10 protein-coding genes are annotated in these 15,725 nt (G+C 62.3%); 3 read left to right on the top strand and 7 right to left on the bottom strand.

Features of this window, described 5'->3' with window-relative positions:
* The first annotated feature begins 127 nt into the window (after positions 1-127).
* Positions 128-562: a HEPN domain-containing protein gene (locus tag POM99_RS17310; protein WP_277279740.1), complete on the top strand. Its 435-nt coding sequence runs from the start codon at positions 128-130 to the stop codon at positions 560-562.
* Positions 563-920: 358 nt separating this feature from the next.
* Here the strand turns inward: POM99_RS17310 and POM99_RS17315 are convergent, their stop codons facing one another.
* Positions 921-7,301: a beta strand repeat-containing protein gene (locus POM99_RS17315; protein ID WP_277279741.1), complete on the bottom strand. Its 6,381-nt coding sequence runs from the start codon at positions 7,299-7,301 to the stop codon at positions 921-923.
* A gap of 573 nt (positions 7,302-7,874) precedes the next feature.
* On the opposite strand from POM99_RS17315, the gene POM99_RS17320 reads away from it, so the two are divergent.
* A complete protein-coding gene (locus POM99_RS17320) occupies positions 7,875-8,117 on the top strand; it encodes a hypothetical protein (RefSeq protein ID WP_277279742.1) in 243 nt (80 codons plus the stop codon).
* A 181-nt stretch (positions 8,118-8,298) separates the two neighbouring features.
* Here POM99_RS17320 and galU read toward each other — a convergent pair whose 3' ends face one another.
* Positions 8,299-9,189 (bottom strand): UTP--glucose-1-phosphate uridylyltransferase GalU, encoded by an 891-nt coding sequence (gene galU / locus POM99_RS17325; protein ID WP_277279743.1) that lies wholly within the window; start codon positions 9,187-9,189, stop codon positions 8,299-8,301.
* Positions 9,190-9,367: 178 nt separating this feature from the next.
* On the opposite strand from galU, the gene POM99_RS17330 reads away from it, so the two are divergent.
* Positions 9,368-9,622 carry a hypothetical protein gene (locus tag POM99_RS17330; RefSeq protein ID WP_277279744.1) on the top strand — a complete coding sequence of 85 codons (255 nt, stop codon included), beginning with the start codon at positions 9,368-9,370 and terminating at the stop codon, positions 9,620-9,622.
* Between the two features lie 108 nt (positions 9,623-9,730).
* On the opposite strand, the gene POM99_RS17335 is transcribed toward POM99_RS17330, so the two are convergent.
* The 5 genes from POM99_RS17335 to POM99_RS17355 all read right to left on the bottom strand — a co-directional run bounded on the left by POM99_RS17335 (position 9,731) and on the right by POM99_RS17355 (position 15,705).
* Positions 9,731-11,989: a GumC family protein gene (locus tag POM99_RS17335; RefSeq protein WP_277279745.1), complete on the bottom strand. Its 2,259-nt coding sequence runs from the start codon at positions 11,987-11,989 to the stop codon at positions 9,731-9,733.
* On the bottom strand, positions 11,895-13,196 hold the full coding sequence (locus POM99_RS17340; protein WP_277279746.1) for an outer membrane beta-barrel protein: 1,302 nt from the start codon (positions 13,194-13,196) through the stop codon (positions 11,895-11,897). The genes POM99_RS17335 and POM99_RS17340 overlap by 95 nt, the downstream gene beginning before the upstream one ends.
* 117 nt (positions 13,197-13,313) lie before the next feature.
* Positions 13,314-13,892 (bottom strand): polysaccharide biosynthesis/export family protein, encoded by a 579-nt coding sequence (locus POM99_RS17345; RefSeq protein WP_277279747.1) that lies wholly within the window; start codon positions 13,890-13,892, stop codon positions 13,314-13,316.
* Positions 13,893-14,095: 203 nt separating this feature from the next.
* Positions 14,096-14,293: a hypothetical protein gene (locus POM99_RS17350; RefSeq protein ID WP_277279748.1), complete on the bottom strand. Its 198-nt coding sequence runs from the start codon at positions 14,291-14,293 to the stop codon at positions 14,096-14,098.
* Positions 14,294-14,478: 185 nt separating this feature from the next.
* A complete protein-coding gene (locus POM99_RS17355) occupies positions 14,479-15,705 on the bottom strand; it encodes a glycosyltransferase family 4 protein (protein WP_277279749.1) in 1,227 nt (408 codons plus the stop codon).
* Positions 15,706-15,725 lie beyond the last annotated feature (20 nt).

A 15,725-nucleotide genomic window follows, 5' to 3' on the forward strand; every position in this document is an offset into this window, starting at 1 on the left:
GTAATTGTCGCTCGACGGTTGCTCCTCGCAACAGCAAATGGTAGCCAGAATTCACCAACCGGCGCGGCCACCTATCGGCCATCAAAATTGACGCCGACCGGACACCGTAATCGTCGCGCTACACGAAATGGCAACGGCGTATTGGACCGATTGGGCCGACAAAGTTAACTCAGCCCTTGAAGGTGCCTGCTTCTACCTTGGAAAGGGACACCACAACGATGCGGCCTTCACGCTCCATCAGGCCGCAGAAAGGGCCTACATCTGCTTTCTTTTGGTGCGCAGCCAGTACGTACCGCGTTCCCATAACCTGAAGTTCCTGCGCTCGCTGGCCGAGGACAAGGAACCGGCGCTGATCGACTGCTGGCCGCGAGCGACCAAGCTCGACCGGCGACGGTTCGAACTCGTCAAGCGTGCCTATGTCGAAGCGCGATACTCTGCGAGCTTCGTGATCAGCCTTGATGATCTGCAGGCTATCCGCACCGCAGTGTGTCATCTGCGCGATACCGTGAACAGCGTGTCGCGTGCGTGGATCGATGCCCTGAAGCGCTCTGCTGAGACCTGATCCTGGGTCAGGGCCGTCATACCCGAAAGAACCGGCCCAGCCATCGCCATCGCTTGACCCATCCGGCTGCACCTGGTGCGCCTCGGACACCGCCGTCGCGTCAACAAAGAGCAGGGCGATCGTGGCGCGGCGATCCTAAGGTCGACCGTGCCGCTTATGACGGTGGCCTTGCTCGGCAAAGCCCGTGCCCTGGCCATAGGAATGGCGGTTCCCGGCCGCGAGCACCCGTCACACCGGCGCTGCGCAACAAGGCGTGTCGACGGAAGCGCAACCTGGCATAGCAAGCCCGGCCCTGGCATGTTCGGGCCGAACCGTCCTCAGTGATGGCCGACCCGCGAGAGCTGAACCCCTTCAGTGTCTACAGGAACAGCGGGTGGTCATTCCAATGCGCCGGAACGTAGGATTCTGGCGAGCTGGGGGACACTTCGAGAGCGTGCGCTGAAACATCCCCGACATCAGCCAGATGCGCCGCTTCGTGATCAGCGGATGGCCCCGACAAGTGGAGTTCACCATGGTCGCTCGGCGCTGCGGGGAAATGAAAGGCATTGCTGTGGTCGGCCCCTCCTGCATCGGGCGACGAAGCTGGCGGATCTCCGATCAGGAAGTTTCCATAGAAGCCCGATCCACTCGACGTGGTTGTGACGGTCATGCTGGCCGTGAGATTGAGTGTGTTGGCCGCAAACAGCGGTGCCGTCAGCGAACCCAGATCGACCGCATTGTTCGTGAAGTAGGACACTGCGGCCGTAGCCGAGGCGAAGTTCTGGTTCACCAGCGTCGTGCCGTTCGCACTGATCGTCAACGTTACGCCCGTAACGCCGGAGCCGAACGATTGACCGCCGTAGAAGCCGATCAGCAGGTGTTCCTTGGCCGCGAGCTGGTTGAGATCGACCACCAGATTGAAACTCTGCGTCGTCGTCTCGGTGCCGCTTGCCAACGCAGAATGTCGCGCGCCCAACTCGCCAATCGCGAAATAGCTTGGCGATGCCGTCGCGAACGCTGTCTTGATGCTCGCGTTGGCATCGAGGATTGCGGAAACATTGGCCGCAGTGGGATTGCCTGCAATATGCGAGACCGATTGCGAGGCAGTATCCATGGCACTTGTCGCAACGCCGATGCTGGTCTTGGCGACAGCAGTCACCGTGCTGAGCGTATTGCCGCCGCCATAGAGCGATGCCGAGGCCGCTGCGGAAACATCGCGAACCAGCGAGCCTGCGAGCAGGTGCGCGTCGGCATTTGCAGATGCGCTGCCCGACTTGCCGGTCGCGCTGGCGCTTGCCGTCCCAATGCTGGATCCGGTACCAGTGCCGCCATGGCCAGCTGCCGAGGCAGTAGACGAGGTTGCGGCAATGCCCGTCGCGCTGGCAGTACCAGTCGAGCCGCCACCGGCGCCGGTCGATCCGCTGCCGGCGCTGCCGCCATATGCCGTCGCGCTGATGCTCACCGATCCTGTGCCTGTCACTGTGTCGGCGGCATTGGCAGAGCCCCCTCGGCCGCCCGCTCCGTTCGAGGCCGCGCCCCCCGATCCCCCTTGCGCATAGACGGCGGTACTGATGCTGGCGCTGGCATGAGGAGAGGCCCTGTCATCGAAAACGAGCGTCGAGGTGGCGTCGCCACCAATTCCACCCTTGCCCGTGCTGGCACTGCCGCCGTTGCCGCCATAGGCAGTCTGGGAAAGGCTCAGCGCACCCGAATTGGTTGCACCGCTTACGGCATCTACCAGGCTTGAAGCCGCGCCCGAACCTGCCGAGCCGCCGTTGAAACCATTGCCACCGCTACCGCTGTACTGGTTGGCAACGACCGAGACACTGCCATTGCCCTCCGAGCTTGCCTGCGAAGTGGTGGCTTGGGCCGACCCGCCGTTTCCTGCAACCTTGCCGGCGCCGTTGGCGTTGCCTCCATTGCCGCCGGTCGATTGCGCCAGGACGCTGACCGACTGGCTGGACCCTGTCGTGCTCGTGCTCACAGCCTGGGCACTCGCTGCACCACCTGCCCCACCCTTGCCGGTACCAGCGCCATCGACGCCGCCACCCGCGCCGCCAGCGGCATAGCTGTAGACTGCCAGGGCCTTGGTCCCTGTAACGGTAATGTCAGAATCGGCGGCTCCTCCAGTCTTGCCATTCGCTCCGCCATTGGCACTGCCGCCTGCGCCACCCGCGGCGCTCGACTGTGCGAGGATGCTTGCCGACTTGTTCGTGTTCAGGTTGTCATTGAATGCGAGCGACGAACTGGCTGCACCGGCCTTGCCTGCAAGCGAGGCAGCCGTTCCGTTGCTGATGGATCCACCACTCCCAGCCCTGGAAGTCTGATAGAGAGACAGGGATCCGGCCTTGGTCGATCCCGAGACCGCATCGGTTAGTGAGCTTGCAGCGCCATTGCCCGCATTGGCGCCATTGTAGCCGGTGCCGCCATTGCCGCCGGCCTGGGTGAGATTGACCGAGGCCGAGCCATTGCCATTGCTTGATACCGAACCGCTTGATCCACTGGCGAGCCCGCCGCTGCCGGCAGTCTTGCCGTTGCCATCGGCATATCCGCCGCTGCCAGCCGCAGCAGACAAAGTGTTGCTGGCCGATTGTCCGCCCAGCGTTGTCGAGATCACCGCCCCCGTGACGCTGGCAGTTCCACCGTTGCCCCCCGCGCCTGAGCCGCTTCCGCCTACGTTGCCCCCGGCCCCGCCGTTCGCCGAAACAGTTTGGCTTACCGCCTGCGTTCCCGTGACCGACGACGAAGCCACAGCCGAACCTCCAGAGGTCGCGTTGCCGCCGGCGGTATTGCCCCCGCCATTGCCGCCGGTGGCAGAGACGGTCGCTGCGACAGTGGCACTCTTGGTGGAGTTCAGGGTGTCCTTGAAGACAAGGGTCGAACTGGCAGCACCTGCCACCCCGCTCGTGCCTCCGCTCGAAGTGCCGCCCGCACCGCCCTGCGCAGCCTGCGCCAGGTTTATCGAACCACCATTGGTCGATCCCGTAACTGCATTAGCCAGGGTGCTCGCACCACCCGCCCCCCCGTGGGCGCCATTGCTGCCCGAGCCACCGCTGCCGCCATACTGATTGGCCGTGGCATAAACCGTTCCGTTGCCGGAACTGGACGCGGATGCACTGGTGCCGGTTTCGCTCGCGCCCTTGCCAGCACTCTTGCCGACACCATCGGCGCTTCCGCCGTTGCCGCCGCTGGCGCTCGCGGTTGCCGAAATCGACTGGCTGGACAAGGTTTTGCTGGTAGCGCTGACCGAAGCCGTTGCCGTTCCCCCGGCGCCGGCAATTCCACCCCCCGTTCCCGAAACAGCGCCGCCGTTTCCGCCACTGGCACTGGCATAGGCTGTGACGGTCTTGGCGCCGGTCACGACATTGCTGCTGGTCGCGCTCCCGCCTGCACGCCCGTTTGCGCCATTGCTCGCACCTCCACCCGTTCCGCCGTTCGCGGAAACGGAGACTGAAAGACTGTTCGATTTCTGCGCATTGAGGGTGTCGTCGAAGACCAGCGACGAGGCAGCAACCCCGCCAGTCCCGGGGGTGGCAGCGGCCGTTCCGCTGCTCGTTCCACCGCCACTGCCCCCATTGGCGGTCTGCGCCAGCGACAGCGATCCATTGTTGGTCGAGCCCGAAACAGCATTAGCGAGCATGCTTGATGCCCCGTTACCGCCTTTCGCGCCATTGTAGCCAGTTCCTCCACCGCCACCGTTCTGCGTGACGCTCGCCGAAGCCGCACCATTGCCGGCAGTCGTGGCGCTCGCGCTGGCAAGGCTTGCGATACCGCCCTTGCCCCCAGACTTGCCGACCCCGTCGGCATAGCCGCCGGCCCCGCCATAGGCATTCGCGGATGCGGTCACGCTTTCGCTCGACGCTGTCGTCGAAACCGCTGTCGCGCTCGCCGTCGCCGTGCCCCCGGTGCCGCCGGTGCCGGATCCGCCTTGGGATGTCGAGCCGCCCGCTGCCCCTGTCGCGCTCGCGGTCACGCTGAGCGCATGGGTAACCGTAACTGTAGCGTTTGACAGGCCGCCTCCGCCAGTCTTGCCTGAAACGCCATTGGTGCCCGAACCGCCTGTGCCGCCGTTCCCGGTTACCGACACTTGCACGTTATTGCTCTTTTTGGCGTTCAAAGTATCGTCGAACACTAGGATCGATGTACCCTTACCGCCGGATCCGGCAACGCCGCCGGAACTGCTCCCGCCCGTGCCACCCTGCGCAAACTGGTTAAGGACCAGCGTGCCGGCATTGGTGGAGCCTGAAACGGCACTGTCCGACGTACTCGCGCCCCCATTGGCAGCCGCGGCGCCGTTGCTGCCACTACCGCCATTGCCACCATACTGCGACAAGCTTGCGGTTGCTGTTCCATTGCCTGCGCTCGTCGCTGTGGCTGCGGAACGTACTGCGACAGCGGCCTTGCCTCCAACTTTGCCCAGACCGTCGGCACTTCCGCCGCTGCCGCCATAAGCGTAGGCGGTGGCGGAGACGCTGTCATTGCCCAGGGTTGTCGAATTGGCAGTTGCCTTGGACACAGCCTTTCCGCCGACACCGCCCAGTCCTAGGCCCGAGCCGTTTACTGCCCCACCGGCCCCCCCCGACGAAGAAGCCGATACCGAGACGCCACGGGCTCCTGTGATGACATCCGTCGTGGCGCTGGCTCCGCCTGAACCGCCGTTGCCGCCGTTGGTCGCCGTGCCGCCATTTCCGCCCGTTGCGCTCGTACTGACATTGAGTGCTTTGCTCTTGGTCGCGCTGCTCGTGTCGTTGAAAGCCAGATTGGAGGTCGCGTTTCCGCCTGCCCCGGTCAACGCTCCATTCGAGCCGCCGCCGGCGCCACCACTTGCATTCTGAGTGAGTGCAAGCGTGCCAGCATTGGACGAGCCAGACACGGCATTGACGAGGACGCTTCCGCCTCCCTTTCCTCCGCTCGCGCCGTTGTATCCGTACCCGCCGCTGCCGCTACTCTGGACAACCGTAGCTTGCACAGCTCCGTTGCCTGCCGAACTGGCAAATGCGGTAGACCCCTTGGCAACGCCGCCGTCGCCAGCAATCTTGCCGACCCCGTCGCCATACCCCCCGCCGCCAGCGCTGGCTGATGCACTCGAGGTGACCGCCTCGGCGCCGCTCGCACTGCTGGAGGCGCTGCTTGTCGCTTTTGCAGCGCCACCGGCTCCGCCATGCGCGGCGCCGGATCCGGTGGCGTTGCCTCCGGTGCCTCCGCTCGCGGTGACGGTCTGGGAAAGGCCATGGACAACGCTGGTAGAGCCATTTGCGCTGGCATTGCCGGCTGCGGCGCCAGCTGCGCCATTGCTTCCCGACCCGCCGCTTCCTCCAGTGGCAATGACCTGGACATTGACCTGGTTGCTTGCCTGCGGGTTCGCCGCATCCTGAAACGTCAGGTTTGATAACGAGTTACCCCCGACACCTGCTATCGTAGTTGAACTTCCACCGCTGCCGCCAATTCCATATTGGTAAAGCTGCAGTGTGCCGCCCTTGGTAAAGCCTGAAACAGCATCAACAAGCGTGCTGCTTGCCCCTGCGCCGCCCTTTGCCCCGTTGTATCCCGTGCCACCACCGCCGCCATACTGGCTGACCGAGGCATAAACGGTACCATTGCCAAGGCTTGTTGCACGGGCCGTTGCGCCACTGGCAATGCCGCCATTTCCGGCAAGACTACCATTCGCGTCCGCCGAACCCCCGGCCCCACCATAGGCGGTCGCAGTCGCACTCACCGTCTGCGAGCTTGCGGTCAATGAGTTGGCGGTCGCGGAAGAACTTGCCGTCCCGCCATTCCCGGAGGTCAGTCCGGATCCGCTGGTGCTCCCGCCGTTTCCGCCCGCCGCCTGACTGTTGATCGCAACCGCAGCCGACCCGGTGATCGTCGCCGCCGAATTGCCCGCCCCGCCGGAACTGCCGTTGGTGCCGGTACCCGCTCCGCCAGTTCCCCCGCTGGCGTAATTGGTGAGGTTGATCGAGGCACTCTTGGTAGGGCTAAGGGTGTCGTCAAGCGTCAGTTTCGCCGTGGCCGCTCCGCTGCTGCCCACCGCGCCGCCATTGCTGCCGCCCGCACTACCACCCCGGGCATCCTGGTAGAGGTTCAGTGTGCCGCCACTGGTCTTGCCACTGGCAAAGTTGTTGATGGTGCTCGACGCCCCATTGCCGCCTGCGGCGCCGGAGTAGCCATAGCCACCCGATCCGCCGTATTGATAGACATTCGCCTGAGCCGTGCCATTGCCGGCCGTGACGGCACTGGCCTTGGCAGCGCTAGCTACCCCACCGCTGCCGGCCGTATGGCCTGCATCTACCGCATAGCCGCCATTTCCACCCGAAGTCGATGCCTGCGCGGTTACCGCGTCCGAAGTCGCCGCCGTGTTGGTGGCATTGGCGGTGCCCGAGGCAGTACCGCCGCTTCCGCCGTTGTTCCCGGTCCCGTTGGGTGTACCGCCCCCGCCCGAACCACTGCTGCCGCCTGCCCCACCATTGCTTGTGACATAGCTAGCAGCTGCACCCGCCCGTGACGTGCTGGCCGTCGCTGTTGCGCCTCCACCGGAGGCGCCGACACCGCCGTTTCCGCCTGCGCCACTGTTGTTGCCCGCGCCGCTGCCGCCCGATCCGCCCGCACCGCCGTATGCATTGGCAGTATTGTTGGCATCGGCCGGCGTCGAGGTGACTGCAGACGCCGTGCCGCCGGCAGATCCGGATCCTCCCGATGCGCCGGCGGTTGCCCCGCCGCTCCCGTTCGAGCCATTGCTGCCGTTTATCGTGACTGTGGCCATGGTCCATCTCCTGGCGGCGGGCTTGATGCGCCGCTGAGGGTCCGTTCCGACTTGGATCGAACCCATTTTGAATAAGAGAGGGATTTATTCAGACCCGATGCCCGTGCGCTTCCTCCCGGAAGAAGCGTCCGATAAGACCGCGCTCGCTTCGATGTGGCGGGTTTGGAGAGAAACTAGCCGGATTTTGGACTGGCGCAAGATCGTTCTCGCCAGCTTGGGGGACCATCTTCAAGACTTGGAAGATAGCTACCTGCTTGCTCGCAATGTCGTTGGCGATCCAAGCTCGACGTCTAGTTATTGAATTATAATACTTTTTGCGTTTTCGGCCTTCGACACAAGTTTCCAGCCTGAGACCACTCGACGAATAATGACGGTTTCACTTTTGGAGATTCCTCGCGGCGACCCCGCGTATGACCACTTGCACCCTCGATCATGTTCTCGCGACCGATGCAGCGAGGAAAGCCGCGATTGTGTGGGCCGTGCGGGGTCAAAGGTTCCCGTTGCCGCGGCAGAGCACAAGTCTTGTAGCCTGCTTCCATGCTCGAAGTGCCCGCGGCGAGAGGATGAAGACCAATGGAAATTGGCGATGTGCTCCTCGTACAGCGCCAGATATTGCTGGGCCATGTCTTGCTACAGTCACACGACAAGAGCCCGCCAGGGCCTTGTGCGGATCTTGATTCTGCCGATCGTGATGGGTCATTTGCACGCGCTGCGTTGCAGGATGAAACCAGCTGGCAAGTCGCGCTTGAAGCCGTTGCCGTCGGGGTCGTTGTCCTGGTGCCTTATCTCTATCCCGCCATTCATCTCTGGCATTGAATCCATCGGGCGGGCCCGCCGACATGATTGCCCTCGGGCAGCAAGTCGCAAGATGCGACAAGACACGCTTGCGCCCAAGGGCCAGGCGCACAAAAGGGCTTCGACGTCAGCGGTCTGCGCGAAAGCCAAGGCCCGGGATATTGTGCGAGCCCCGAGCAAGCACTGACATATCACCGGCCTTTCAGGATTTTGCGAGCAGCTTTTCCATGATGGCGCGCACTTCCGTCGCCATGTCGGGCCGCTCAAGCGCCAGCGCCAGCGTGGCCTCGACAAAGCCGGTCTTGCTGCCGCAGTCGAAGCGGCGGCCGGCAAAGGTGACCGCGTGGAACGGCTGTTGCCCGATCATCCGCGCCATTGCGTCAGTCAGCTGGATTTCTCCGCCGGCGCCCTTCCCCTGGTTTTCCAGGGTGCGCATCACTTCAGGCTGCAGGATATAGCGGCCCGAGATGATCAGGTTCGATGGCGCATCCTCGCGCTTCGGCTTTTCGACAAGGCCGGTCACTTCGGTGAGCGTATCAGACACCTTCGCGCCCGGCGCGATCACGCCATAGCTGGACACTTCCTCTTCCGGCACTTCCAGCACCGAGATCAGGTTGCCGCCCACTTCGTTGTAGGCATCGACCATCTGCTTCATGCAGCCGGGGCTGCCGACCATCATCTCGTCAGGCAGGAAAATGGCGAAGGGTTCATCCCCCACCACGGCACGGGCGCACCACACCGCATGGCCCAGGCCCATCGGCACCTGCTGGCGCACGGTGACGAGGTTGCCCGGCTGGATGCGGGTGGGATCGAGCACCGACAGGTCCTTGCCCCGGCCACCCATGGTCGCTTCGAGTTCAAAAGCGGTATCGAAATGCTCGACGATCGCGGTCTTGCCGCGGCCGGTCACGAAGATCAGCTGTTCAATGCCCGCCTCGCGCGCCTCATCGACCGCGTACTGGATCAGCGGGCGGTCGATGACGGGGAGCATTTCCTTCGGAATCGCCTTTGTGGCGGGGAGGAAGCGGGTGCCAAGGCCGGCGACGGGGAACACGGCCTTGCGGATCGGTTTGCGTGGTGATGCTGTGATCATGCCTAACCTCTAATCTGGCTATCTATACCGAACGATTAAGAGCGCATCAGACTGGCAACGATAGTTGACCTTCTCGTCTCGGGAGCAACCCTTTCACACATCAATGTGGCATTGGCCACGTAATGAGCTCTGCTATACACTCGCCACGTTTCTTTCCTAGCAGCCTTGGGGTTCTGCCATGCTTTTTGCAGTCGACGCCTCTTCCAGCAAATGGCCAGACATATTCGCAGTGATTTCGCGTGTGGCCAACCTTCGTCGCTCGCATTTGCTGCACGTTGCCTTGCGGGTTCCCCCGTCTTTGATGCGCGAAAGCCTGCGCCTTCGCGATGAACTGGACCTCGATGACTGTCTTGATCTGACTGACGCCCTGTCAGAACTCCCTGAGGGCATCCTGCCGCAAACCGCAGCCAGTTTTGTCAGAATAGTGATTTGAGCAGCCCCAATGGCATGAGTTCTATCGCCAGGCGGCCCCGCTCTGGGCCAACACCAAAAGGGGCCGCGATTGCCTCGCGACCCCATTGGCATTCCGACCGAAAAACGATCAGGCGGTCTGGTAGTAGGCCGAGTACTCGGCCGAATAGTAGGCGCCGCCAGCCGCTTCGGACTTGGGATCTACCATCGAGAAGACCCCTCCGACGATCGGCGCATTATCCTGCAGGAGGATGTCGAGCGTGTTGCGAACGGCATTGCGCGGGGTCTTGTCCCAGCGCACGACCATGAGCACTGCATCGGCAACCGAGGCAATCGCCCGGGCATCGGCCACGCCAAGGAGCGGTGGAGTGTCAAAGATGATGCGGTCGTAACTGTCGCGGATCTTGTCGAGCAGTGCGGCAAGACGGTCTCTGCTGAACACGTCGCTCTGGACAAATGCGGAGCTTGAAACCGGAAGGATGTCGAGGTTCTCGACCGTGTCCTTCTGCACCGCGCTCGCCCAGTCCGCGCCTTCGCCAAGGACTTCTACCAGACCCGTGGTCGGCTGGGTCGGCAAAAGACTGAGAAGCCCCGCACGACGCGAGTCCGCATCGATGATCAGCGTCCGGTCGCCCGACATGGCCATCATTCGCGCAAGTGACAGGGCCGTTGTGGTCTTGCCTTCGCCAGGAAGCGAAGAAACCAGCGCAACGACCTTGAAGGGCTTGCCGCTACTGATCGTCAGCGTGTTACGGATCGAGCGGAAAGCCTCGGCATAGGCCGTGAACGGAGCGTCCACGATCGAATCCGCTGGCGACTTGCGCGCGCCGGGACGACGGCTGACCGGAATCGAGGCCAGGAGAGGCAGGCCGATCCGTTCGAGCTGCTTGCGCGTGCGTACGCCGGAAGCCAGGACTTCGAGAAGTCCGACCGCCCCTGCGCCAAGCAGCAGCGCCAGCATGAACCCACCCAGAAGCAGAAGCGGCTTGTTGGGCGACGCCGGATCCATCGGCTGGATTGCAGGCTCGATCACCTGCGCCTGGGAAAGTGGGGCCGCGGCGATCTGGTTGGTGCGTTGCGCCAGCTCAGCTGCCTGGTTGTAGGCAAGGTGGGCCGCCTCGGCAGCGCGTTGGTAGCTCAGGGCCGCGACCGAGGCACGCGTTTCGGACGCCTGTGTTCCGCGCAAGCCATTGAGATCCGAGCGCAGGCTCGAAGCCCGTGCAGATGCGGCGACAGCTTCGCTGCGCAGGCTGCCGACGATGCGATTGGCTTCATCGTGGATCTGCTGGTCGATCGAGGCCAGCTGTTCCTTGATCTTGAGCGATTCCGGGTGGCGCGGACCGTACTTGGTGTTGATCTCGCCATACTGGGTCATCAGGACTGCGCGTTGCGAGCGCAGGTTCGAAATGACTTGTGAATCCAGCACGGCCGAAACCGCCGTCAAACCGCCGCGCGCAATCTGCTGCTGCGCAACGGCGAGCTTCGAACGCGCCGCCGCAGCTTCGGATTCAGCGGTCGCGACCTGACCGGCAAGCGGTGAGATCTGCTGCTGGGTTACCGAAAGGCTGCCTTCGTCGGCGATCCCGTTGGCCGCACGGTACTGGGCGAGGCGCTCGTCGGCTTGCTGGGCGACGGCGGCCAGCTCGTCGAGACGCTTCTGGATCATCGCAGACTGGCGGGTTGCAGTCCCGGTGCGGCGGCTGACACTTTGTTCGATGTAGGACGCGGCAAGCGCATTGGCGATGCGCGCAGCCTTCACAGGATCCTTCGAACGGAATTTGAGATCAACCACATAAGTTGACTTCTCTCGACCAACCGAGACGTTCGAAGCCACCTCGTCCGCGACCTCGTCGACGCGCTGGTCAATCTGGGCCTTGGTTGGATTGGCCGGCATGGGATCGAGGTGTTTGGTGAACTCCTCGTCGTTGGCAAGGCCGAGCTTGCGTACGACATCCGCCGCAAGCTCATGCGATTTCATGATGCTGGCTTCGGTCTCCACGATCGACTGGTCCGGCATGTTCGAACCTGTCGTGGGCTGCCCCACGAGCATGTTCTGCGACGGCTCGACCCGCAACCGCAAGGTCGCGTCGTACTTGGGCGGGATCAGGAATGTGGCAGTGACCGCCAGCGCCATGACCAGCAGCACGATGACGGCCAGGACAAGCCAGTGCCGCCTGAAGGCGTTCCAAATTTCCCTGATGCCAGCGCCAAGACCTTCGGTGTCTTGGGGGAGTACCTGAGAGCCTGCTGGCTCTGTTGCGAGGGTTGTCACTGTAGAATGCTCCCCGTGAAGCTTAGCGCTGGAATATGATGCCGATCGTCGCGCGGCGTTCGGAAATGTTCGAATTGATGCCCGGCACCGTGCTGCTGCGCTTGGAGTATCGCACATCGGCCGTAAGACCGATTGAACGGCCCAACATGTACTTTCCACCAGCTTGCGACCGGAAAATCTTTACAGTTCCAGGCAGGGCAAAATAATCGTCGACCTGATACTCAGCTTCCGCGCTCAGGATCAGGCTGCGCAGCAGCTCATGGTCGAGCCGAAGCGAACCTACATTGGCTAAGAAGGCGCTGCTGGTCAGGATGTTGGCATCCCTGATCTCGCGCTTGAGGTTCAAGGTAACCGTGGTCAGCTGCGTCGGAAAATATTCGATCTTGCCGGCCACCGACAGGCCCCAGACGTTCTGGTAGCGGTTCTCGGTGAAATCCCGGTGTATGTAACCGACCGCTAGACTGCCCCGAAAGGGCGCGGCCAGATCGAACGATACGCCGCCCATCGCTTTCCATTCGTGGGAATCGCGGTTCGGGATGCCAGGCCGGAGGTCGGACGCGTAGTTGATGTTGGAATAAGTCGCCTCCGCGTAGAGGCTGGTATCGGGCGTCAAGGCATGCTCGGCGTGCACGACCCCTTCGGTGATGGTCCGATCGCGGAAATCCTGGTCAATCAGTGTACCCGAGAAAAGCCGCACGTTCATGAAATTGAGGCGTGTATAATTCGCGGCAACCATTACCCGTGACTTGGCGAACTCGTACTTGCCCAACAGCCTGACGTTGCTCTGCTGAAACGGCGCAGGGGTACGCGCATCAATAATGGCGACGCTGGAGAAGCGCGATTCGTACTGGCGCGAGGTCCGGCCGCTCAGCGTTACGCTGAAATCGGGTGTCGCATCGTAGCGACCCTGCCCGGATAGATACCAGCCATCCTCATTGCGGACCTTATTGCTGAAATAGCGGATAAGGTTGGCTCCGCTATCGAGGCGAAGCTCGTGGACCGACCAGTTCGAGCGGACCGTCAGGCGCGGCCTGACCGTGACATAGCCATCATCCTTGCGCTCGGTCTGCGTGAGGAGGGCGTTGTTGGTCTCGCCGAGACCGAATTGGACCGAAGGAAGAGCGGTGAAGCCGCCTACATGGATTCCCAGGGGATCTAGCTCAGGTCGCTCACGCTCCATGACACTGATGTTGCGGCCACGGTCGTAGCTTGGCGGGATCGTGGAATCGAGGAGCGGCTCACCCACTTGCTGGGCGTGCGCGGCAACAGGAGCCAGTGCGGCACCCAGTGCTTGCCCCAAGATCACATAGCGAAGAGAAACCAAGTACCAACCCCCCAATTTGCCGGCCGCGTGATCAGAGCGGATCGCAGTTATCGGCTATTCCTGATGGTCCGCAGCGTGACGACCCGCGCCAGCCACGATGCGTCGAGCCGACCGTTGTCAGAAGTACCGCTCGAGAACACGCACCGTGTCGCCCGGATTGATCTTGAGGTCAGGAGTCAAGGGATAGACCCTTTCCTCTGTTTCTCCAGCACGCTTGATGAGCACCTTGCGCTTGTTCGCGCGATAGGTGTAGCCTTCGGCGGTCGCCACCGCCTCCATGACGGTGAGGTTGTTCGAATAGGGATAAGTGCCCGGCTTTGACACTTCGCCCAGGATGAAGAAGGGACGATAGGTCAGCACGTCGAGGCTCACGCGGGGGTCGCGCAGATAGCCATCGGCATAGCGGTTGCGCACATCCACCGCGACGTCGGCGGGAGTCCGCCCCTTGACCGGCACGGCGCCGATCAGTGGAAGCGACAGCGACCCGTCATCACTGACGAGGAATTCACCCGACAGGTTCTCCTCATTGTAGACAATGATGCGAACCTTGTCGCCAGTTCCCAGTCTGTATGCATCATCGGCAACAGCGAGAGGCGCCGGGGGCGACGACGCCGCTTCCGGCACACTCTGGGCACAGGACGGAAGGCCAGAGACTGCAACAAGGCATGCAGTGAGCAGCAAGACGGTCTTTTTCACGGTTACCTCATCTATCCTGGCTTTGGACCATAGCCCAAGAATTTCACAGCAACAATGCTACGGACATCTATCCGAGAGCAGCGATCCTTGCAGTCGGTCGCCCACAATTCCATGTCGCACGTGCGACGGCCATGCCGTGGCATCGTTAACAAGCCATGACGGCATCGGCTGCCGGCGTCGACCTGTCAGGTAAGACCAGCCCATCAGAAGAACCGTCGCCGTGCCTTGGCCGTCGCATCGGGGTCGATCACATAAGGGAAACGGACGTAGTAGAATTTGAGCCAGACCCATGAGCCGTTCGAAAGCTTCCGCGGGAACCAGGCAAAGCGGCGAACCTTGTCGCCCGACGGATACGTCGGGGATTTGACGCGCGGTCGCTGGTTTCCCGAGCCATTGCTCATGCGTTTCGTCCTTTATTGGGCCCGGCAGAACCGGAAAAATCGATCAATACAGAGTAGCACCAGTCTCGAGACACCGGAGCAATCTTCCGGCCTATGGTGGCACCAGTCTGCCGCGATTGCGAGTATGAAGTTTTATCGTATCCGGGCGCGTTGCCGGAGTGCAACACGTATTGAACTTCGGCTGCTCAACCTCGGAACACCCTGCGATAGGCTGCGATCAGATGATCGATCTGGTGCGCCCAGCTCAGTTCATTCTCGACCCTGCGCCGACCGTATTCTCCCATCGCCGTGCGTCGCTCCGGATCCTCGAGAAGCTCGATCAGCTTGTCCGCCAGATCGACTGGATCATTGGCTCGCGCATAAAGTGACGCATCCTGGGCGCTGAACCTGCCTTCGGTAACGTCAAACTGTACCATCGGCTTGCCCAGAGCCATATACTCCATGATCTTGTTCATGGTCGACTTGTCGTTCATGGCATTGACCCTGTCGGGATTGACCCCGACGTCCATGGTCGAAAGCACCTCGAAGAGGATTTGGTCGGCGGCCCTACCTGTAAAGGTAATGTAGTCCGCAAGGCCTCTACCTGCCACCAGATCCTTGAGGCTCTGCAGGCTCGGCCCGCCACCGACCAGACAGAACTGGATATCGCGCCGGCAAAGCTTGTGCACGATGTGGTCGGCCGCATCGACCAATAGGTCAATACCCTCCTGTTCACCCATGACCCCCACATAACCGACCAGGAATCTGCGTCCATTGTTCCAGGTCGGAACCGGGGCCACGGCCTTGAGGCGAGACAGGTCCGGGCCCGAGCGGACAACGAACACGTCCTTGTCTTTCATCCCGCCACGATCGAGTGCGATCTGGCGATAGGAGTGGTTCGTCGCAATTGACACCGTCGCACAGCGGAAAGTGAGCTTTTCGAAAAACACCATCAGCTTCCAAAAGAAGCCGCGACGGTTGAACTTGGCTTCGTAGAGTTCCGGGTTGATGTCGTGATGGTCGAACAGGAACTTGACGCCAAACAGGCGAAACTGCAGCGCCACGAGGAAGATCAGATCCGGCGGGTTGCAGCCATGGATTACATGGAAGCCGCGCGTGAAGAAGATCTTCCACGCCAGAACCGATTCCCAGAAGAGTGCCGCGGCATACTCGCCAAGGTATCCCAAGGCCGAGTTGGCTTCGATCGGCAGGCGGTGCCGGTAGATGTGCACGCCCTCGAGGCATTCATAGGACTTTTCATAGCCCTTGCCAGTCGGACATATGATCGACACCTGCGCCCCGGCCGCACGGAGGGTCCGCGCTTCCTGCCACACACGCCGGTCGAATGGCAGCGGCAGGTTCTCGACAATGATGAGAACCTTGCGCCCGGCAAGGGGCTGACCCTCGATATGGGTCGGGAATTCCTGGTTCACCGGTTGTCGAATCCCTGCGG

The organism is Novosphingobium cyanobacteriorum (assembly GCF_029436685.1).
Classification (GTDB): domain Bacteria; phylum Pseudomonadota; class Alphaproteobacteria; order Sphingomonadales; family Sphingomonadaceae; genus Novosphingobium; species Novosphingobium cyanobacteriorum.